The organism is Bacillus sp. FSL R5-0439, assembly GCF_038008805.1.
Classification (GTDB): Bacteria; Bacillota; Bacilli; order Bacillales; family Bacillaceae; genus Bacillus; species Bacillus safensis.
In genome coordinates, this window is the sequence record NZ_JBBOZW010000001.1 from 265,141 (window position 1) to 285,508 (window position 20,368).

20 protein-coding genes are annotated in these 20,368 nt (G+C 41.3%); 10 read left to right on the plus strand and 10 right to left on the minus strand.

Annotated elements, in window-relative coordinates; translation table 11 throughout:
- The first annotated feature begins 64 nt into the window (after positions 1-64).
- From NST59_RS01485 to NST59_RS01495, 3 genes are all read left to right on the plus strand, one after another.
- Positions 65-1,447 carry an amino acid permease gene (locus NST59_RS01485; protein ID WP_039176209.1) on the plus strand — a complete coding sequence of 461 codons (1,383 nt, stop codon included), beginning with the start codon at positions 65-67 and terminating at the stop codon, positions 1,445-1,447.
- A gap of 100 nt (positions 1,448-1,547) precedes the next feature.
- Positions 1,548-1,913: a VOC family protein gene (locus NST59_RS01490; protein ID WP_025092526.1), complete on the plus strand. Its 366-nt coding sequence runs from the start codon at positions 1,548-1,550 to the stop codon at positions 1,911-1,913.
- A gap of 112 nt (positions 1,914-2,025) precedes the next feature.
- Positions 2,026-2,886 carry an alpha/beta fold hydrolase gene (locus tag NST59_RS01495; protein WP_341039754.1) on the plus strand — a complete coding sequence of 287 codons (861 nt, stop codon included), beginning with the start codon at positions 2,026-2,028 and terminating at the stop codon, positions 2,884-2,886.
- Between the two features lie 40 nt (positions 2,887-2,926).
- Here NST59_RS01495 and NST59_RS01500 read toward each other — a convergent pair whose 3' ends face one another.
- Together NST59_RS01500 and NST59_RS01505 are read right to left on the minus strand one after the other, a co-directional pair.
- Positions 2,927-4,354, minus strand: a complete 1,428-nt coding sequence (locus NST59_RS01500; protein WP_024427211.1) for an alanine/glycine:cation symporter family protein — start codon at positions 4,352-4,354, stop codon at positions 2,927-2,929.
- A 33-nt stretch (positions 4,355-4,387) separates the two neighbouring features.
- Positions 4,388-5,368, minus strand: a complete 981-nt coding sequence (locus NST59_RS01505) for a glutaminase (protein ID WP_008342152.1) — start codon at positions 5,366-5,368, stop codon at positions 4,388-4,390.
- A 517-nt stretch (positions 5,369-5,885) separates the two neighbouring features.
- Between NST59_RS01505 and NST59_RS01510 the strand changes: the two genes are divergently transcribed.
- From NST59_RS01510 to NST59_RS01520, 3 genes are all read left to right on the plus strand, one after another.
- Positions 5,886-7,172 carry an ATP-binding protein gene (locus NST59_RS01510; protein WP_126682150.1) on the plus strand — a complete coding sequence of 429 codons (1,287 nt, stop codon included), beginning with the start codon at positions 5,886-5,888 and terminating at the stop codon, positions 7,170-7,172.
- A gap of 4 nt (positions 7,173-7,176) precedes the next feature.
- Positions 7,177-8,115 (plus strand): response regulator, encoded by a 939-nt coding sequence (locus NST59_RS01515; protein ID WP_039176221.1) that lies wholly within the window; start codon positions 7,177-7,179, stop codon positions 8,113-8,115.
- Between the two features lie 191 nt (positions 8,116-8,306).
- Positions 8,307-9,392 carry an SEC-C metal-binding domain-containing protein gene (locus NST59_RS01520; RefSeq protein ID WP_144490686.1) on the plus strand — a complete coding sequence of 362 codons (1,086 nt, stop codon included), beginning with the start codon at positions 8,307-8,309 and terminating at the stop codon, positions 9,390-9,392.
- 47 nt (positions 9,393-9,439) lie between these two features.
- Here NST59_RS01520 and NST59_RS01525 read toward each other — a convergent pair whose 3' ends face one another.
- From NST59_RS01525 to NST59_RS01540, 4 genes are all read right to left on the minus strand, one after another.
- Positions 9,440-10,480, minus strand: coding sequence for a DUF4352 domain-containing protein (locus tag NST59_RS01525; protein ID WP_058837259.1), 1,041 nt, complete (start codon positions 10,478-10,480; stop codon positions 9,440-9,442).
- Between the two features lie 314 nt (positions 10,481-10,794).
- The gene (locus NST59_RS01530) at positions 10,795-11,451 is read right to left on the minus strand and encodes a response regulator (RefSeq protein ID WP_058837260.1); all 657 of its coding nucleotides are present in this window, start codon (positions 11,449-11,451) and stop codon (positions 10,795-10,797) included.
- Complete coding sequence (locus NST59_RS01535; RefSeq protein ID WP_144490687.1) at positions 11,448-12,662, minus strand: sensor histidine kinase; 1,215 nt, start codon at positions 12,660-12,662, stop codon at positions 11,448-11,450. The genes NST59_RS01530 and NST59_RS01535 overlap by 4 nt, the downstream gene beginning before the upstream one ends.
- A 22-nt stretch (positions 12,663-12,684) precedes the next feature.
- Positions 12,685-13,146, minus strand: coding sequence for a DUF1453 domain-containing protein (locus NST59_RS01540; RefSeq protein WP_228280332.1), 462 nt, complete (start codon positions 13,144-13,146; stop codon positions 12,685-12,687).
- 159 nt (positions 13,147-13,305) lie between these two features.
- Here NST59_RS01540 and NST59_RS01545 point away from each other — a divergent pair, with 159 nt between their 5' ends.
- On the plus strand, positions 13,306-14,235 hold the full coding sequence (locus NST59_RS01545) for an aldo/keto reductase (protein WP_039182964.1): 930 nt from the start codon (positions 13,306-13,308) through the stop codon (positions 14,233-14,235).
- 33 nt (positions 14,236-14,268) lie between these two features.
- Here NST59_RS01545 and NST59_RS01550 read toward each other — a convergent pair whose 3' ends face one another.
- Positions 14,269-15,234 carry a sensor histidine kinase gene (locus NST59_RS01550; protein WP_144490688.1) on the minus strand — a complete coding sequence of 322 codons (966 nt, stop codon included), beginning with the start codon at positions 15,232-15,234 and terminating at the stop codon, positions 14,269-14,271.
- Between the two features lie 11 nt (positions 15,235-15,245).
- Positions 15,246-15,947: a LytR/AlgR family response regulator transcription factor gene (locus NST59_RS01555; RefSeq protein ID WP_039176235.1), complete on the minus strand. Its 702-nt coding sequence runs from the start codon at positions 15,945-15,947 to the stop codon at positions 15,246-15,248.
- A 166-nt stretch (positions 15,948-16,113) separates the two neighbouring features.
- On the opposite strand from NST59_RS01555, the gene NST59_RS01560 reads away from it, so the two are divergent.
- The 3 genes from NST59_RS01560 (at position 16,114) to NST59_RS01570 (ending at position 18,510) form a co-directional block, all read left to right on the plus strand.
- Complete coding sequence (locus NST59_RS01560; protein WP_039176238.1) at positions 16,114-16,854, plus strand: ATP-binding cassette domain-containing protein; 741 nt, start codon at positions 16,114-16,116, stop codon at positions 16,852-16,854.
- On the plus strand, positions 16,854-18,029 hold the full coding sequence (locus NST59_RS01565; protein ID WP_039176241.1) for an ABC transporter permease: 1,176 nt from the start codon (positions 16,854-16,856) through the stop codon (positions 18,027-18,029). Before NST59_RS01560 ends, NST59_RS01565 begins: the two co-directional genes overlap by 1 nt.
- A gap of 145 nt (positions 18,030-18,174) precedes the next feature.
- Positions 18,175-18,510, plus strand: coding sequence for a hypothetical protein (locus tag NST59_RS01570; protein WP_144490689.1), 336 nt, complete (start codon positions 18,175-18,177; stop codon positions 18,508-18,510).
- 45 nt (positions 18,511-18,555) lie between these two features.
- Here NST59_RS01570 and NST59_RS01575 read toward each other — a convergent pair whose 3' ends face one another.
- Together NST59_RS01575 and NST59_RS01580 are read right to left on the minus strand one after the other, a co-directional pair.
- Entirely contained in the window at positions 18,556-18,891 is a 336-nt protein-coding gene (locus NST59_RS01575; protein ID WP_144490690.1) for a hypothetical protein, read from the minus strand.
- Positions 18,892-19,186: 295 nt separating this feature from the next.
- On the minus strand, positions 19,187-20,248 hold the full coding sequence (locus NST59_RS01580; RefSeq protein ID WP_039176247.1) for a DUF4352 domain-containing protein: 1,062 nt from the start codon (positions 20,246-20,248) through the stop codon (positions 19,187-19,189).
- Positions 20,249-20,368: the final 120 nt, after the last annotated feature.

The window sequence follows — 20,368 nt, forward strand, 5'->3', positions numbered from 1 at the left end:
CCTATTCTGCTATAATGAAATTTGAATGATTTTTTGTTTTTCTAACGTTTTGGAGGGAAAGGGTTTGCGACATATTCTTCGTAAGAAACACATTCACGATTTGTTGGAACAGAGCAGACAGCAAAAGGTAAAGAAAACGCTGGGCGGGCTTGATCTCACGCTTCTTGGTATAGGGGCGGTGATTGGTACAGGGGTTATGGTATTAACTGGAATTACAGCAGCTAAGGATGCTGGACCGGCTGTCATTTTCTCATTTGCAATTGCAGCCATTGTGTGCAGTTTGGCAGCACTTTGCTATGCAGAAATGGCGTCAGCGCTCCCTGTATTCGGCAGTGCATACATTTATTCATATACAACCATGGGCGAGCTTGTAGGCCATTTGATGGGCTGGACCTTATTATCTGTTTATATGCTGACAGCTTCAGCTGTCGCCAGCGGCTGGTCGAGTTATTTCAACAGCCTGCTTGAGGGATTTGGAATTTCGATTCCGCATCAATTCTTAGCGGGGCCGGAGCAAGGCGGATATATGAATCTGCCGGCGATTATCATTGCTTTACTGATTGCGTGGATCTTATCTAGAGGAACGAAGGAAAGTAAAAAATTTAATAATATCATGGTGTTTGTGAAACTCGGTATTATTGTTCTTTTCATTGTAGTAGGCGGCTTTTATGTACAGCCAGCCAATTGGCAGCCATTTATGCCGTTTGGCGCAGAAGGTGTCATTGCCGGTGCTGCTGCTGTATTTTTTGCCTTTTTAGGATTTGATGCGATATCTGCATCAGCAGAAGAGGTGAAAAATCCGCAGCGGAACCTGCCAATTGGGATCATAGGTTCATTACTTATTTGTACGGTCATTTACATTGTCGTTTGTTTGGTCATGACAGGCATGGTGCATTATACAAAGCTGAACGTTACAGAAGCTATGTCCTATGTCCTGCAAAGTGTACATCAAAATAGCGTGGCTGGTATTATTTCTGTTGGTGCGGTCATTGGATTGATGGCTGTGATTTTCGCCAATAATTATGCGGCAACTCGAATTGCCTATGCGATGGGCCGAGACGGACTTTTGCCTAAAGTGTTTTCAAAAACAAACAAAAGCGATACGCCTGTTGCTAGCATATGGATGATTGGCGGAATGACAGCTGTTATTTCAGGCTTTATTGATTTGAAGGATCTGTCCAACTTAGCGAATATCGGTGCGTTATTAACGTTTGCCATGGTCAGTTTATCTGTGCTTATTTTGAGAAAGACACATCAGCAGCTTGAGAGGGGCTTCAGGGTTCCTTTTGTGCCGGTTTTGCCGATTATATCAATGGGCTGCTGCTTGTTCCTTATGCTCAACTTACCAGGCCGGACATGGCTTTACTTTGGGGTTTGGCTGTTAATCGGTGTCGTCATGTACGCAGCGTATTCAAACAAACACAGTGAATTAGCGAAATCTTCATGAGAAAAAGGTGCAAATCCGTTGACGATTTGTGCCTTTTTTCATACGATTTGGGATAAGCTATAAACGAGATAATGGACGGAACAAGAGGAGGATGAGGGATATGATTAGTGTTAGTCCTTATATTGTTGTAGAAGATGTGAAAGAATCTCTTCAATATTATCAAGGGATTTTTGGTGGGGATATTCAAATCTTAAATGAACATCAAGACCGTGTCCTGCATGCTGAATTGCATCTTGGGGAATCGCTGCTTCATTTTTCAGATACGTTTGGACGCACGCCAAAGCCAGAGAATCTCAGATTGATCATGCAGTTTGACAATGAAGAAGAACTAAAGGCTGTCTATGAAGCACTGGAAGCTGATGGAGATGTACTGGTTGAATTACAGGATACCTTCTTTGGCGCACTTCACGGACAAGTACAGGACCGGAAAAACGGGTTAATCTGGGTTCTGAATTATATGAAATAGACTAAGACCTTCACCAGTGTGAAGGTTTTTTTGTGAGTGTTTTTATTTTCTGAAAAATGGAAAATATGCTATGTTGGAAGAATAAAAGGACAAGGAGAAGGGTGGCAAAGGAATGGAACAAATTGAGTTTCAATCAATCCAAACAAATGGTATAACACTTCATACAGCAATGGCTGGACCGGAAAATGGCCCGCTGCTTGTGCTGCTCCACGGGTTTCCTGAGTTTTGGTACGGCTGGAAAAATCAAATCATCCCCTTGGCTGAGGCGGGCTATCGTGTTGTCGTTCCTGATCAAAGAGGCTACCATCTAAGTGACAAGCCAGAAGGAGTCGAATCCTACGTATTAGATAAATTGAGAGATGATATTGTAGGACTGATTAAGACGCTGAGCCCGAACCAAAAGGCGATTGTCGGCGGACATGACTGGGGCGGAGCTGTTGCTTGGCATTTGGCTTCAACCCGTTCTCAATATGTCGAGAAATTAATCATTGTGAATATGCCGCATCCGCGGGTGATGATGAAGGTTCTTCCTTTTTATCCTCCGCAGTGGAAGAAAAGCTCTTATATCGCTTTTTTTCAGCTTCCGAATGCTCCAGAGGCAGCCCTTCAAGAAAATCACTTTCAAAAGCTGGATGAAGCCATCGGGCTGACGGCAAGACCACATTTGTTCACGAAGGAAGATGTCTCAAGCTACAAGCTCGCTTGGACACAGCCAGGCGCCTTGACCTCAATGCTGAATTGGTACCGAGCCATTAAAAAAGGCGGCTTTGAAAAGCCAATTTCCAAACGAATTCTCGTTCCTGTTCGCATGATCTGGGGGATGGAGGACAAATTTTTAAGCAGAAAGCTGGCGAAGGAAACGATTAAGATCTGTCCAAATGGCCAGCTGATCTTTGTCGATGATGCCTCTCATTGGATCAATCATGAAAAACCAGAAGTCGTCAACAAACTCATACTCGAATTCTTGACATAAAGAAAAAAGCTCTGATCAGAGGACCAGAGCTTTTTTTGATTTATCCAATTTGATTCTTTTTCAATGCAGCAGGTTCGTCGTCCCAGCATTCAATTTTTTCATTGTTTGGAACGGCATTTTTATAGAAAACAGGATCTTTGCCTTCTTTTTTCTGTCTCGTGTAATCCTTCAGTGCTGCGAAGGCGACCTTAGACAGCATGGTAATAGCGATGAGGTTGACGATGACCATGAGTCCCATAAAGAGATCGGCTAGACCCCAAACAAGAGGAACAGTGGCAACCGCACCGAACAGAACCATTCCAATAACGGCAATTCGATAGATGTTAAGCCAAATTTTGTTCGCTCCAAGGAATTCAATGTTCGTTTCCCCATAGTAATAGTTACCAATCAATGTACTAAACGCGAATAGGAAAATCATGATGGCAAGGAATCCAGATGCCCATGGTCCAATGTGCTGACTGAGAGAAGCCTGTGTTAATTCAATTCCTTGCAAATTTGTTGTTTTATACGCATCAGAAAACAGAACAAGGAAGGCTGTGCTTGTACAAATAATTAACGTATCTGTTAACACGCCGAATGCTTGGATTAATCCTTGTTTAACAGGGTGGCTCGTGACAGCCGTTGCTGCTGCGTTAGGTGCACTACCCATACCAGCTTCATTTGAGAAGAGACCGCGTTTAATCCCTTGTAATAAAGCACCGCCTAGCGTACCGCCAGCGAACTGTTCAAACCCGAAGGCGTGTTTCACAATCGTGCTGATGACACCAGGAAGTTCCGTGATATTTGTGACAATGACAAAGAACGCAATACCGATGTAAGCAACTGCAAGCACAACCACAATGTATTCAGAAGCCTTTGCAATCGCTTGGATGCCTTTGAAAATGATCGCTGCAAAAATGACTGCCATCACAATACCGACGGTTAAACGGTCTAAACCAAAGGAATTTTTAAAAGCGACAGTGATCGTATTGGATTGAACCGCGTTAAAGACGATTCCAAAAGAAATCGTGATCAGGATCGCAAATAAAATCCCCATCCAGCGCTTGTTTAACCCTTTTTCCATGTAATAAGCGGGTCCACCGCGGAAGCCTGTTTTGTCTTTTACTTTATATACTTGAGCTAGTGTACTTTCAACGAAACTTGAAGCGGATCCGATAATGGCTACGATCCACATCCAAAAGATGGCACCAGGGCCACCAATGGCAATAGCGATAGCAATCCCTGTGATATTCCCTGTCCCTACGCGTGCTGCCATACTGATGGCGAATGCTTGGAACGGTGATATTCCCTCTTTTTCTTTTCTTCCTTCTTTCAGGACACGCAGCATTTCTTTAATCATTCTCACTTGCAGGAAGCGTGTTCTATATGTGAAGTACACCCCAACACCAAGTAACAGAGCAATCACAATATAAGTCCAAATAAAATCATTTGTATGTGTTAAATAAGATAGCAAAGCTTTTTCGTTCATAACATCACCTCTTCGAATTCATCACTGTTCTTTTTAAAAAATACTGAGATCCCACTCTTTAGCGAGCTTTTTCAGCATCATGACGCCGGTAATACTATTTCCACAATCGTCAATGGCAGGACCGTAAATGCCAATGCCACAGCCTGTCTGAAACGGGAACTCTCTTCTTGCGCTTGGCGGAACGCAAGCCATAATTCCTCCAGACACACCACTTTTGGCTGGAACGCCTACGAAAGCTGCAAAATTCCCAGACGCATTATACATGCCGCATGTCAGCATCAATGCCTTTGTTAGTCTGGCGATATCTTTTGGGATGACTTGGACTTGTTTAAAGGGATGGTAACCATCACTTGATATAATCAGTCCAATCAAGGCGATGTCCTCTGTTGTGACCTCGATGGAACATTGCTTTAAATACACTTCTAACGTGTCCTCGACATCCGATTCTAAATAATTGGTTTCTTTTAAATAATAAGCAAGTGCCCGATTTCGATGTGCAGTTGCCCATTCTGATTGATAAACTTCTTCATTAACAGAAGGACGCTTACCTATTAAGTTTTCGATTAAATCGAAAATATATGCTAGCTTTTCTGTAGAAGTCTTTCCGGGAAGGATGGAGGATACGGTAATAGCTCCAGCATTAATCATTGGATTAAAGGGCTTCCCTGGTTTATGCATCTCAAGACGGTAGATGGAATTAAATGCATCACCAGTTGGCTCTACATCTACCCGATCCAAGACGTAAGGTACGCCTCTTCCTAAACAGGCAGCTATAAAGCTGATGACTTTTGAGATACTTTGCAGGGTAAAGGGAACGTCCCAATCACCATATCGTACAGATGATCCATCTGGGCCTATCACGCTGATACCAAGTTGAGAGGAATTCACTTTTCCGAGTGCTGGAATGTAGCCAGCATTCTGCCCGTTCTTGTAATACGGACGTATTTCTTCTGCCCATTGATCAACAGAAGACTGGCATGCGTGTTGTGTATTATTAGAAATTGCTGTTTTCATACGATTCCTCCAATCAAAAATCAAAAAGTACCCTATTGAATTGGCGGATGACAAAAAATGCGATCAAATAGGCACGAAAACATGTTACACATCTTCAAAGAACTTGTCATGCGCTGCTTGCACCACTCCTTTACACCTAAATATATGTACAAATGAAGGCATTGTCGGCGGAAAAACAAAAAGGGTTTTTAGTGAAAATTAAGAAAACGCTTACATCTAGTTTCACTAAAATTATTCATTCAATTTATCTTGGAAACTACACAATCTGACGTAAATCTACAGAAAAACTTACAAATAAAAATCAGTCTGTCGACTTTTGTCTAAACAATTCCTATTATTGTCGTCAATGATCAAAACACTGAATAGCTGAAAGGTCACCTTGCTGCCCCGGAGAATAGTCATAAAAAAGGATTTTGGAGATAAAAAGAGCGGTGAAAATTATTTTTTTGCACATTGTGGAGAAAAGAGTCTCCTTGTATACTGTGGCTATGCAAACAGGGGAAGGGATGTCAGTCATTTGAGTTTAAATCAGCTTGTCAAAAAGGACGCATTCATTTTAATTTTTATGATGGTCATTGTGCCGCTTGCAGGAGAGCTGAAGTTTTATCCTGTGAATGAGACGTTTCGCATCAGCTTTGGTGCGCCTGCGTTTTTCTTTTGTTTATTACTCTTAAGAAAATCTAGACCGCTATTGCCAGGATTTTTAACAGGCGCAGCCATTGTGCTTTTTCGGGTAGGCCTAGATTTGGTTCAGCAGAATGCTGATCTGGCTTCATCATTTTATCAGCAATTCCCAAGCTTCTTTTTCTATTTCACGTATGCGTTCCTGTTTTTTGCCGTCCGTACGGGTCGCTTTAAACAGCGCTCTATTTTCATTGGGATCATCGGTCTGATGATCGAATTAGTTGCTGATTTTGTCGAGCTGTTTGTACAATTTCTAGTGTTTGATACAACGATGACTTTATCAAAGCTGAGCGATATGGTCCTCATTGCGTTTGCTCACAGCTTTGTGGTGATCAGTTTTTTTAATATGATGAAGCTGTATGAGGCGCAATCAAGAGAGAAGCAGATCATGAAACAAAATGAGCATATGATGATGGTCATTTCGAATTTATATGAAGAAACGGTGCACTTAAAGAAAACATTAAAACATACAGAGCATATTACGCAGGAATCATACCGGCTTTATCGTCTGCTGCATGAACACGAAGCAGGGAAAAAAGTGAGTCAGGAGCTGTTAAAGCTCGCAGGAGAAATTCATGAAGTGAAAAAGGACAATCAGCGCATTTATGCTGGGCTTTCAAAGCTGATTTCGAAGGAAAATATGCAAGATTACATGAAGGCGGAAGAGCTCGTTCAAATTGTGATCCGTATTCAAGAGAAGTATGCCCTATCTCTTGGGAAAAACATCTCCTTTACCTCTGATATAAGGGGTATTCATCTACATGATTATCATGTGTTTATTTTCTTATCGCTGATTAATAATTTAATGGCCAATGCAGTGGAAGCTATAAAGGATACCGGCATGATCTCACTCGAATTGAAAGGAAGTCATGATAAAATAGAGATTCGGATTGAAGATGATGGACCGGGGATTCCTAAAAAAATGAGAGAGATTGTGTTTGATCCAGGCTATACCTCCAAATTTGATGCATTTGGAACACCGTCTACTGGGATAGGCTTATCCTATGTGAAAGAGCTGGTTCAAGAGCTAGGCGGTCATATTCAAATCGAACCAAAAGAAACAAAAGGGACAGCTTTTCTGCTTGTCCTTCCTATACAAAATTTAATACAGAGAGGGTGAGTGAATGCGATTCTTCATTGCAGATGATGATCGTGCAATACGCTCGATTTTAGGTCAAATCATAGAGGATGAGGATTTGGGAGAGGTCGTAGATGAAGCGGGTGACGGAGTTGGATTAGAGGCACATTCACTGAACCTCAAGAAAGTAGACATCCTTTTGATTGATCTTTTAATGCCTGCTAGAGATGGCATTCAAACCATCCGCCATATTCACCCTGAATTCAAAGGCAAGGTCATTATGATTTCCCAAGTAGAGGCGAAAGAGATGATGGCAGAAGCCTATGAACTAGGGATTGAATATTATATCCATAAGCCTGTCAATCGAATTGAAATCGTCAGTGTGATTCGAAAAGTCATGGAGCGTATCAAACTGGAAAAATCGATTTACGATATACAAGCCTCCCTTCGCCACGTACTGCCATTAGAGCCTGTGTTTTCTCAAGGTGCCGGCGCTGGAGCGAAGAGAAGAACGATGAAAGAGGCTGGGGAATTCCTCTTATCTGAGCTCGGAATTGTCGGTGAGAACGGCTCTAAGGATTTACTGGAGATACTTCTCTATTTACATGAAACTCAGTCAGCCAATTCTCATGAGGTCAATTTCCCGCCGCTAAAGCAGCTGTTTATCAAAACCGCAGAAAGAAAGCTGGATCATGGTGCAACCGATGTAGAGGTGATGCGGGAAGTGAAAGCGGCGGAGCAGCGGATTAGACGAGCTATTCATCATTCCTTGAATCATTTTGCCTCACTAGGATTAACAGATTTCTCAAATCCTAAGTTTGAGCACTACGCGTCGAAGTTTTTCGATTTTACCGATGTCAGCCAAAGAATGAAAGAAATGCAGAAGACATCTTCTCCCGCAGGATCGACGGGCAGAGTCAATACAAAAAAATTCGTTCAAATCTTTTATTTTGAAGCAAAGCAGTTATTCGAAGAAATGAGCTGAGGAAAATCTGTTGGTATGATTGGAGAAAATAAACAGAGAAAGTCTGCTTTTCCTATGATCTGTCTTGATCTTCAGGTGTCTTTATCATTTAACTGATCATTCTGATTTTTCTTTTTTCTTGAAAATAAAACCCTCCTGTGCAATCGTTTGTTAAAATAGTGAGGTTAGACTAGAATGTCGGAGGTTTTATTTTGGGAAAAATTAAACGAAATGCGCTCTGCCCATGCGGAAGCGGAAAAAAATATAAACATTGCTGTGGTCAAAAATCAGGCGGAGAACAAACGTCTGAGCTTGTGTTTAAGGAAGCTGTACAAGTTCAAAAGGATTTAATGAATTATGCTTTTTCTAAACATCAAAGAGCGATCAATCAATTCATTAATGAGTTTTCTTTCCTTGCAGATATGGATAAAGAAACGCAACAAATCTCAGTTTTTCATTTGAGTGTATGGGGCATCTTCTTCCGTCCATTAACTGATCAGAAAGAAACCATTTTCCAAGAATTCCTGACAAAGAAAGCAGAAGATATTACCCGTCCGAAAACAAGACAAGTGGTCCAATCTTGGACAGACATGGAACCATCTTTGCTTTTATTAAATGAAAAAACGGACGAGTCTCTTTACTTTGAAGATATGGTAACAGCTGAGAAGGTTGAAGTAGATGTAAAACCGGATCAAACGGTACTGCCTGAAAAGGGAAGTCTCGTGCTTGGTTTTCCTGTTCAATTTGAAGAAAAAGCAGAGTTTTTCATTCAGTATACGATGTTTGCGAAAGAGTTCACAGATACTCTTCTTCTTCAGGTCCGCCAGCTTGTTGACGCATATGAAGCAAATGGAGGAGCGCGCAGCACATTTATGAGAGAATCATTCCCTGATGTGCTGAAGTGTATGTTTGCGAAGCAAGAAGTAGAAGAATCAGAAACACCTGCTCAAACAGAAGGCGATGCAGGTCTATCAGCAGATCGTATGAACTGGGCAAGTGACGTCCAACTGGAAACAGCTAAGCTGATTGAAGACGGAATGAAGGAGCACGGTGACCAAAGCCTGACAGATGGTGCTTTAACGGTTTGGAAAGCCTACTGTGATCAGAAATCACCTGTGATCCGTAAAGCAGCGTCATTTGCTGCAGGAATCGAATACTATATTCATTCACTTGCAAGCGATGCTCCGCTTTCTCAAGCACAAGTAGCGAAGAAGTATGGCATTAGTGCGTCGACTGTATCGAGCCGTTTTAAAGATATCGAAAAAGCGGTGAAAGAAGAGCAAGAAGCGACAGTATAATCTAAAAAAGACGCGGCACCTTCAGAGGCCAGCGTCTTTTTTTTAGATTATCTTGTTTTAATAAAACCACTCATGTACTGCTCTGTATTATAATCGTTTAGGTCGATTTTCCATTGACCATCCCCATTACGTTTCATTTTCACTTCATATTCAGCTGGGCTGGAGACGGGAGGAAGCTTTTCGAATTCAGATGCGTACATGTTTAAGCTTTTTTTATACAATTCTTCTTTAGAACGGATCTTTCCGTTGTAAAACTCGTCTCTTTTCTTGTCTAGTTTGTCTTTTAAGTTAGAAGCATCAATGCCTGTTACTTGAGCGACAACCTTTGCTTCGTCATCAGAGATGGTTTTTACACTTGTTTCTACTTTGGCTTTATCCTTCATAGTGTTTTGAATGCGTTTGTACATCGACAGAATATCACGGTCACTCACTTCATTACCGTATATTCCTGCACTTCTTTTGAAGTCTTTAACAAACATTTCATGGTATTTATTGACGACATCCGATTGGTTGTCACCCGTTAAATCTGCGAATTCATCGTTCTTTTTGTCAAAAACAATAATATCGGTATATGCTGATAACGCTTTTGCTGGGTTATCCAGCTTTTTTGCTGAATCGAGTATTTTGTTTCCATCTAGATCGATTTGGATGGAATCACTGTTTTTCTTGATGCTGTCCTGATACACGAACTGATATTTTTTCCCTTTGTCTACTAGGAAATATAGAGCTCCTGAAAGTGACTTGCCTTTGTTCAGTGAACCAAGGTCAAGACGGTCTTTACTGCCGTAGAATTTTAAATCAGATACTTTGGCATCGTCCTGATAAAGGGAGAAGTCAGAGTTATATAATGAAAGGGCTTTGTCACCTTTGTTTGTGATCGTTAGGTTGACTTTTAGTACCAATTCATTGTCTCTCAGGGTAGTGGTTGAGTCTTCTGGTAACGTATATTCGTAGCTATTGACTTTTACCTCTGCTGTTTTCGTTGACTTTTGGTCAGTGTCTGTTGATTTGGCTGAGCTCTGGCAGGCTGCAGAGATGATCATCACGAATGAAATCATGAGGAGGGCACTTATTTTTTTAAAATTCACAGTTGATGCTCCTTTGCTTTTCTTTCGTCATTTCATTCCCGCTATCTGACTATGAAAAAAGAAACAGATAGAATGGTATATTCGGGTGTTAAAGGGGAAAATATCCTAATGACGATTTGCACTATTCATTCTATCGAAATTCATTCATCATGAGGAATAGGTTTTAGTCCCTATTTTTAATAGTTTTTAACACATTTACCTATAAAATAAGGAATTAAATAAGCATAATATACTGGTTAATAAGTATTGATTTATAGATTTATTTTGGGTTTTAAATGTTTTTTGTATAAAAATCTTGAAATAAAGGTAGTTTTTTATTTGACGAGGCGGTGCCGGATGGCGAAGACGACAGCCTGTGTGCGGTCTTGTGCATTGAGCTTTTGTAATATACGGTGCACATGCGTTTTTACCGTACTTTTGCTGATAAATAATTGATCAGCGATGTCTTCATTCTTTAAACCATAGGCCATTTGCTGTAAAACATCGCGTTCACGTTCTGTAAATGATTCGTGAAGCAGATGAGTGTGATGTGTATCATTTGCTTGCTGAAGAGCTCGTGCCATCATGTGCTCAGAGGCTGCCGTTCGAAAGACAGATTCACCAGCAAAGGCGGTGCGGATGGCCTGAATTAATTCCTCAGGCATTGTATCCTTCAGCAAATAACCGACTGCCCCTGCACGAATCCCGTCAAAGACGTATTCTTCCGTATCAAAGGTCGTGAGAATCACAACTTTTACATCTGGGTGCTTTTTTAAAATGTGCTCTGTTGCCGTGATGCCATCCATTCCAGGCATTTGTACATCCATGAGCAGTACGTCGGGTTTGTTGGTCAAGCAAAGCTCAACCGCCTCCTGACCGTCTGACGCCTCCCATATGACGTCAATATCCTCTTGAGCGCTTGCAATATAACGAAATCCTTGGCGGATCAGCGGCTGATCATCAATAATGCCAATCTTAATAGGGGTTGTCATGTCTCAGAGTCCTCCTTGATAGGAATTTGAACATGGATACAAAAGCCGTGCGGCTCGCGTATGGACGTCTTGAGGGAACCGCCTGCTGCGTCACACCGTGCTTTCATGCCTGACAGTCCAAATCCAAATGAAATATCTTTTTCGCTGGTCAAATTTCCATCGTCTTCAATGTTCATCATCAGCTCATGCTGGTGGTTATAGAGTGTAATGGTCATCGCGGTCGCCTTGGCATGGCGAATTGTATTGGTGATCGCTTCTTGTAAAATGCGGTAAAGCAGTTCAGATACGGAGAGCGGCCATTTTTTATACGTAAGCTGCTCTGTATGAAACTGAATATCTAGCTCTCCTGATATCTCTCCTTGCTTGATGAGACTGCGAAGTCCGGCAAGTCCGAGACCTGCATCATCTGACGCCATATGATGAACCACAGAACGAACTTCGGTGAGACAATTTTTAGAAATATTGATCAGCTCCTGAAACGTCTGCGCCATCTGCTCTGGTTCTTCCTGTTTTAAACGATAGGGCAAAGACTGCAGCTGGACAATCATTGAGGTTAATTGGTGACCGATGCTGTCATGCAGGTCACGTGCAATTCTGCTCCGCTCCTCCAGCACAGCAAATTGGAGTGACTGAACGGTCGCTTCTTCAAGCTCTATATGCGCCTTTTTTAATTGTTCATGGGCATCTGATAATTCCTTGTGAACCAATTGCAGTTCTCCGAAGTGTTCATCCTTTAATTCCTGTTCACGCCGGCGCATTCTAGAGATCAAGACAAGTGTATACACAAGCAGCTGGAATAGCGGGAGAGTGATCACCATGTTCCAAGAAAAATCATTTACATAATAACTGACCCCACTAGTGAAAAAGATGATAGCAAATAGATAGGGATGATGCGCCTCTGAAAAACGAAAAGCGATAAAGCCAATCATAAAAAAGGTCAGCCCAATACTGTCTTGAATCTGACCTGTCACCATCCACAAGAGATGTGTCAGAATCCACATCGAGAGGAGCATAGAAATTTGCTTTTTAGGTGACAGCTTGCTTTTTGGAAAAAGACAAAGGAGAAACAATAAATAGACGAAGGTGCGAAACACCAATTCGCCTATTGAAAGGGGCTCATACATTTGAATATACATATAGGTCAATACAAGGCCTAATACGAATTTTCGCCTTATTTGACCTAAAAGCTTGAGTGGCTGCTGAAGGTTCATATCAAAAACTCCTGTCTGTCAGTTAAATAGCAGCAGATGCCTTGATGTTCATATATCTTTTTAAAAGAATAAAACGTAATCCGATCATACTGCCAATTGGAAGGAATGTCAGGCCATTTGCGAAAATGATCAGGGAATGACCGCCATCCTGTACAACTGAACCTACTGTCATCCGGATAAGAATGATTCCGATGAAAAAAAGTGTTCCATAGAGTGAGCTGGCGGCGGTGATACGTCCCGACTGTTGATCATATGTTACTTTGTATAGTTTACCTCTCCAAAGCCCGATTGCAAAACCTGCGAATGCAAAGCCAGTCATCACAAGCAGGCTCATCGCCGTGATTTCAATATGCTGGGTAAAGGAATAAGAGAGAGTGCCTAATAAAATGAGCGGCCCTATGAGAAGCCTGAAGGGGCGGATTTCTTTTTCCTTGCCTGTTCTTAAAAGCAGAATAATGATAATGATGACAATTTGAATGGTCATAACAAGATCTCCTTTTCGCTTTAGTCTATCTTCATCATACGCATCTACTATTTTCTCGGCGTCCACCTGCAGGTTGATTTTCAGAGAGCGGGATACTTGAATGTTGGAATTGATTCATGGGAAAATAAGGATGATTACGTAGATAAGGGAGATGAGCTTTTGAAAAAGGTAACGCTTGGACGAACTGAATTACAGGTGAATCCGATAGGGCTTGGTACGAATGCAGTAGGTGGACATAATTTATTCCCGAATCTTAGTGAGGATGCTGGACGGGAGCTTGTGGAGACGGCTCTTGATCAAGGTGTCAATTTCTTAGATTCTGCTTTTATTTATGGGCTGGGCCGTTCAGAGGAATTAATCGGTGAGATCATTGCCAAAAGAGGCGGCAGAGAAAAGCTTGTCCTTGCGACAAAAGGAGCTCATAAGGAAGTAAACGGGCAAATTGAACTTGATAACAGTCGTGATTTCTTAAGAGAGCAGGTCGAAAATAGCCTGAAACGACTGCAAACAGATTATATTGACTTGTACTATATGCATTTCCCGGATGGGCGAACGCCGCTCGAGGAAGTAGCAGGCACATTAAAGGAATTGAAGGATGAAGGGAAAATCAAGGCGATCGGTGCATCCAACCTTGATTTTGAACAGCTTCAAGCCTTTAACCGAGATGGCTACTTAGACGTGCTTCAGTCGGAGTATTCTCTGCTGAAACGTCAGGCGGAGCAGGATCTTCTTCCATACTGCGTCGAGCATGGTATTTCCTTTATTCCTTATTTCCCATTGGCATCAGGCTTGTTGACTGGCAAATTTACAAAGGATGCCACATTTGATGATATTCGAGCAAAAGACCCACTTTTCCAAGGTGATGCATTCCTTTCAAATCTCGAAAAAGTAGACAAGCTGCAGGCGATTGCCCAATCAAAGAATGCAGAAACGGCACACGTCGCACTCGCTTGGCTCTTAGCTCAGGATGGTATTGATGCTATTATTCCAGGGGCAAAACGAGCAGACCAAGTGCTGCAAAATTTAAAAACAAACGATGTTCAACTAACTGAAGAGGAAATTAATCAAATCGACAAGATTTTTTCTTAACACGAAAAAAAGGTGCAGCTATGCACCTTTTTTTTATGACATTGTAAGAGGGATTTTGATGACGAGCCGTAAATTTGGAGAACGGTAAGTGAAATCCAGTGTACCGTCTGCCTTTTCAACAAGCTGATGAATGATATACGTCCCCATGCCTTGATGATCGCCGCCTTTTGTCGAGCGGCCAAAAGTTTTGAATAAATGATCTAACACATGTTTTTCCATACCTTTTGTGCTGTTTTCACAATGGATTAAAAATAGCCCGCTCCGAATAGAGGTTGTGACCGAAATGCTGCCCTCTTTTCCAGCTTTCTTTGCTTCAATCGCTGCATCTAGGGCATTATCAAGCAGGTTGCCAGTAAAACTAACCTGATCCGCCTTTGAAAAGGGAAGCGATGAAAAGGGAGCTTGAAGGTCTAGTGAAAGTGCAATGTTCTCTTTCTCAGCCCGCTCCAAAAAGAGGTGAAGGGTAGAGGCTAAATATGCATTTTCTCCTTTCATCCATGGGAAATGTTTGACGTATTGCTGAATCAAATCTTTGATCTCATACTCGTCGTTCGACGCCGAAAAGGCATTTAAATGTCTGGCTGTTTCATGATGTTTACTGCGCAGCTCAAGAAGTAATTCGTTGGTTCTAGCTTCTGCGTTTATAAGCTCTTGAAGCCGTCCATTTAACTGTTTCTCTGTCTGCATCACCTTCAATGAGAGGATATCGACTGTCACCATCATGATGATTGCTAAAAGACAGCTCAGCCCATTCTCTTGCGTTAGAAACAGCAAAAAGCCTGCACAGGTGATGAGTATAAAAGCACCTAATATCACATAACCACTCGTATGAGGTAAAAATCTTTTGTACATGAAGAACGTATAAACACATATTACGCAAAAGGTAAGAATCCACAACACAATTGATGATAGCGGTAGAAAGGCTTCAGCAGCTGCATGAAACGCAAGACCTAGCCATATGAGGGCATAAATGCGAAATCCAAGATAGAAAGCGTTCACGTTCGTTCTCCTTAAAAATAGTATTTCTTAAAGAATTCTAATTGCTGCTTGGTCATCATGGCTTTTTTATCTGTCCCTTCAAAAGACACGATAAACGAATTTTTAGCATACGCCGAGAAATTCTTAATGTAATGAATATTGATGATAAACGATCGATGGGAGCGGATAAAATCCTTTTCAGCCAAATCACCCTTTAACTCGTTTAAAGTTTGATATGTCTGGATTTCTCCTGTCGTTGTCACGATAGTTGTTGACCGGCCCGTTCGCTCAACAAAAATGACATCCTTTTTCTGCAGCACATGAATATCTGACTGCTGCTTAATGAGAAGCCGTCCATGAATGCTTTTCTCCTGCTTGGTGGACATATAGCGCTCTAAGCATTTGGCAATTCGATCAGCTTGGTAGGGCTTCATAATATAATCATGTACATTCAAATCAAACGCATGGACTGCATAACCACTGTTTCCTGTCACAAAGACCACATCGACATTCAGTGCGTGAGAGTGAATGAGGTCCGCTAATTCATAGCCGGACATTCCAGGCATTTCAATGTCAGCGAACAACAGATCAATGTCTCCTTGTTTGACCTTCTCATATGCATCCTCTGCTGACTGCGTGACAAAGACAATGTCCACAGCCTCCATTCTGCCCACAATGGCGTGCAGCTTTTCTAAATCTACTCGGTAATCATCGACGAGACCTACTTTTATCATAAAAATCACCTATGACTCTTCTTATTATTTGTCTATTTTACCATTTGTTTTTTTGAAATAGATCATTTCAAGACAGAAAAAGGACGTTTCGCGACATTTTTATATCAGGCAGGCATTATTTTTTCTATCATAGACTTAGAAAGTAAAGTTGAAAGGGGCGAACCAAATGATTACTCTCAGCGATTGCAGCTGCTGGTTTAAAGATAAGAAAAAAGTCGTGAAAGCGATGAAACACATGACGTTCTCCGTGAAGGAAGGGGAAGTCGTTGGCATCCTAGGAGAAAATGGTGCAGGAAAAACGACATTATTGCGCGCCGTAGCCACATTATTAGAGCCTACGCACGGGTCAGTCACTGTCGCAGGCTTTGATACGGTGAAAGAATCAACGGAAGTGAAAAAGCGAATTGGTGTCTTGTTTGGCGGTGAGACGGGGCTTTACGATCGTTTGACGGCACGAGAAAACCTTGAATACTTTGGCAAATTGTATGGCTTAGATCAGCATGAAATCAAAGCAAGAATAGAGGATTTGGCAAAGCGTTTTGGAATGAGACAATATATGGATCGCAAGGTGAAAGGATTCTCAAGAGGGATGAAACAAAAGGTGGCGATTGCCAGAACGTTAATTCATGATCCTGACATTATCTTATTTGATGAGCCGACAACAGGCTTAGATATCACGTCGAGTAATATTTTCAGAGATTTTATCCATCAGCTCAAGCAGCAAAATAAAACGATCCTCTTTTCAAGCCACATCATGGAAGAAGTCAGCCAGCTTTGTGACAGTGTCATGATGATTCATCAAGGAGAGCTTGTGTACAAAGGGACACTTTCAGAATTATATACTCAGGAACAAAGTGATGACTTGAACTATATCTTTATGTCGAAGCTCGCTAGGGGGATTTCATAATGTGGAAAACCGTCTTTTTGAAAGAAATGACAGATGCGCTGAGAGATCGAAAAACGTTGCTCTTAACCGTGCTGATTCCTCTTTTGACCATGCTTGGACTGGTGTTCTTTTATGAAAGCATGATTGCAGATCCAGGGGATGAAGCCTATACAGTCGCCATCAATGAACAGCTTCCAGCCGAAATGAACCAAATGATCAAAGAGGTCAAAAACCTAAACCTTGAAACATTTGATGATCCGCAGCAAGCCGTCAAGGATGGAGAGGCAAATGCTTACCTGGAAATGCCGAAAGAGGCAGGCGATATGCTCAAACAACAAAAGCCATTCGCTATTAAAATCCATGGATATACGACAGATGATGATTCGGTCATCACTGTTCAAATGCTGCAATCATTGCTGGAGCAATATCAAAACCAAGTGGTCGAAAAGCGATTAGCAGCCGATCAAATCGATACGTCCGTTATTCATCCTTTTGAGGTGCAGTCCGTTGATGTAGAAGAAGGGGATGAAGGGGAAAACGGAGTGACCGCTATGCTGTTGTCGATTCTCCTTCCGATGATTTTGGTGACCTCCGTCATCTCAGGAGCTTTGCCGGCTGCGCTTGATATTGTAGCAGGTGAAAAAGACCGGAAATCCATTGAAGCGTTGTTCCTGACACCTGCCAGCAGACTCCAGATTCTCATCGGGAAATGGCTCGCTGTCTCTATGTTTGGTATTTTAAGTGGGATTGTGGCGATCGGTATGCTGCTTCTATCTACTTTGCTCTTTACAGAAAAGCTGAAGCAGGCTCTGAACTTTGGTGATCAAATGTGGAGCATTATCGGCGTCATGTTTGCGGCGCTTATTATCTTCTCCTTCATGGTATCCATGATTGAATTGCTGCTCAGCGTCATTTCGGGCTCAGTCAAAGAAGCACAGTCGTACATGTCCATGATCATTACACTAGGTGTGATCCCAATGTTCTTTACCATGAGAGCAGGTGCTACGCAGCTAGATACGTATTACTTTGCGGTCCCATTCCTTAATATTCATGCGCTGTGTAAGCAACTGATGTTTGGTATCATCGATCCGGTGGCTGTCACTCTGACACTCGGCTCCTCAGCCTTGGCAGTCGTTATCCTGTTTGTCATCGTCAGAAGCTTGTTTATGAAAGAAAAATGGATGCTTGCGAAATAAAGAAAGGAAAACTTGTAGATTTTTTCTACAAGTTTTTTTATATTCGGAGATTCATATAAAAAGGCTGGGGAAAGAATTGTTATGGCATAATGGAAGAGGAAATGACATAATCATCCTATTTTTACTAAAGAGGGGAGGTGGAGATATGTCTTATCAAACAGATGACGATGATGTGTTAGGACTATGTAATATATATGCTCAGCAAACACACCATTTTGAAGCCTTTATTTTGGGAAATAGGAAAGGCTTATTAGAACTAAGAAATGCAATAGACAAGGCTTTAGAAACCGGTTGTTCTACTGCAGCGTTATTCCCTTCTGATTATGAAGGATATGATGTCTATGTTGCTTTAGTAGACGAGGAGCAAAGGTTTAAAAAATTAACGACTCCTTATGTAGAGGAATACGCACAAGAGGAAAATGCGGTTGATCCAATTGAGATCATTAAAGAATATGAAGCTGAAAAGGGGAATTCCTTATAAAGAGATTCCCCTGCTTGTGAACTCGTTTGCTAGTGAATCAAATGTCTATGGATTTGGCTTGTCATTGGGTTTTGTCCAGTACTTGATGTCTTCCAATGCTCTTTCAATGTCATCCATATCGTCAATTCCTAAAGTACTATCAAATTTCGAAGATAGTATCTTTCGTACTTTAGCGAGTCTTTGAGTGACCTCCCACTCATCTATAAATCGTGTGGTTTCTGTTTCATATTCTCCTCTATATGCTTCCTCACCATACTGATGAAATTTTTCACCATAATAAGTACCCATGTTATGCAAAGACAAAAGAATCAAATTCATTTCTTTTAATACCTCTAACATTTCATCACCCGTGTAGGTGATGTTTTGATTAGACTTTAGCATTGACTCCCACCCTTAAAATAAGAAATGTTGATATACGCCGCAACCAATACGCTTGTGCTCATCATATTAAAAAAACCCCCGGGATCGGGGGTTTCAGCGTGTAGACAAACCCTCGCATTCTTTGTCAGTTCTGCGCTCCGGTGCTCACGAATGTCAAATTCGCTCCGCTCCGGTGCTCGCCCTTCCTAGACTGCAAAGGTTTTCTATCACGCTGAAAAGAGGACAAAGGGCTAAAATAAAGATCATTTTAGCCCTTTGTCAACAATCTGAAACCCCCGGAATCGGGGGTTTTTCTTTAGTTCTTGATGAATTTTTCAACTAATGAGCTTGTTTTGTAATCGTTCAAATCAAGTTTCCATTGGTCGATATCGTTTTTCTTCATGTTCACTTCTACTGTTTCTTCAGAAGATGATGGTCCTAATTTTTTAAATTCATCTGGATAGATAGAAAGTAGATATTTCTGTGCATCATCATAAGATGCTGAACGGTTTTTGCTGTAGAACTCAGTCGCTTTCTCTTTCAAACGATCGACAAGCGGACTTGCATCGATTGGTGTAAGAGTTACAGTCACGACAGCTTTATCACCACTGATCGCTTTTGTTTTTGTTGATACTTTTGATTTTTCAGCTAATGTTTCTTTTACTGCTTTTAAAAGCTTATCAAGGTTTTCGTCCTTCGCTGAGCTAGAAGAAATACCTGATGAAGTGATATAACCTTGTTTGAATGATTTATCGAATTCATTCACAACAGTTGATTTGTTATCACCTGTTAGTTTTTCGAAATCGTCGTTTTTCTTACCAAAAATCATCACATCAATATAAGAAGAAAGAGCTTTTGCAGATGCTTGTAGTGTATCTGCTTTTTTCATTAAGTCTTTTCCTTTAATATCGAATTCTAGTGTTTTGTCATCTTTTTTCGATCCACTGCCTGGCTCTGTGTAAACAAGCTGATAGTCTTTGTCTTTGTCAACAACAAAGAATAGACCGCCTTTTGTTACTTTGTCTGCATTTAAAGAGCTTGAAGATAATACTTCGTTGTAGTCATCTGGAGAGATCGTAGATACCTGTGCGTCATCTTGGTAAAGTGTGAAGTTGCTTTTATCAACATTGAGAGGCTCTTTGCTGATATTTTTTACAGATACATTCACTTTTAGTACATACTGATCATCCTGTACAGATGTATCGTATTGAGGTGGTAATGTGTACTCAGCACTTTCTACCTTTACTTCTGCTGCATCAAGAGATTTTTTGGTATCGTTTTCTTTCGCAGCTGTTTTGTCTTTACCACCACTACAAGCGGCAGCGACAACAGTTACACACAAGATCAGAAGAAACAGGGATAATTTCTTTTTAAACATGTCGTGTTTTCCTCCTCGGGTTTATGGTGAATTTCATTGAAAAGCTGTAGTTCATATCGTTCTTTTTGCACAAAAAGAAAAATACTGTATGTTTTTTACTGTAGAATGAAGCGAAAGTAC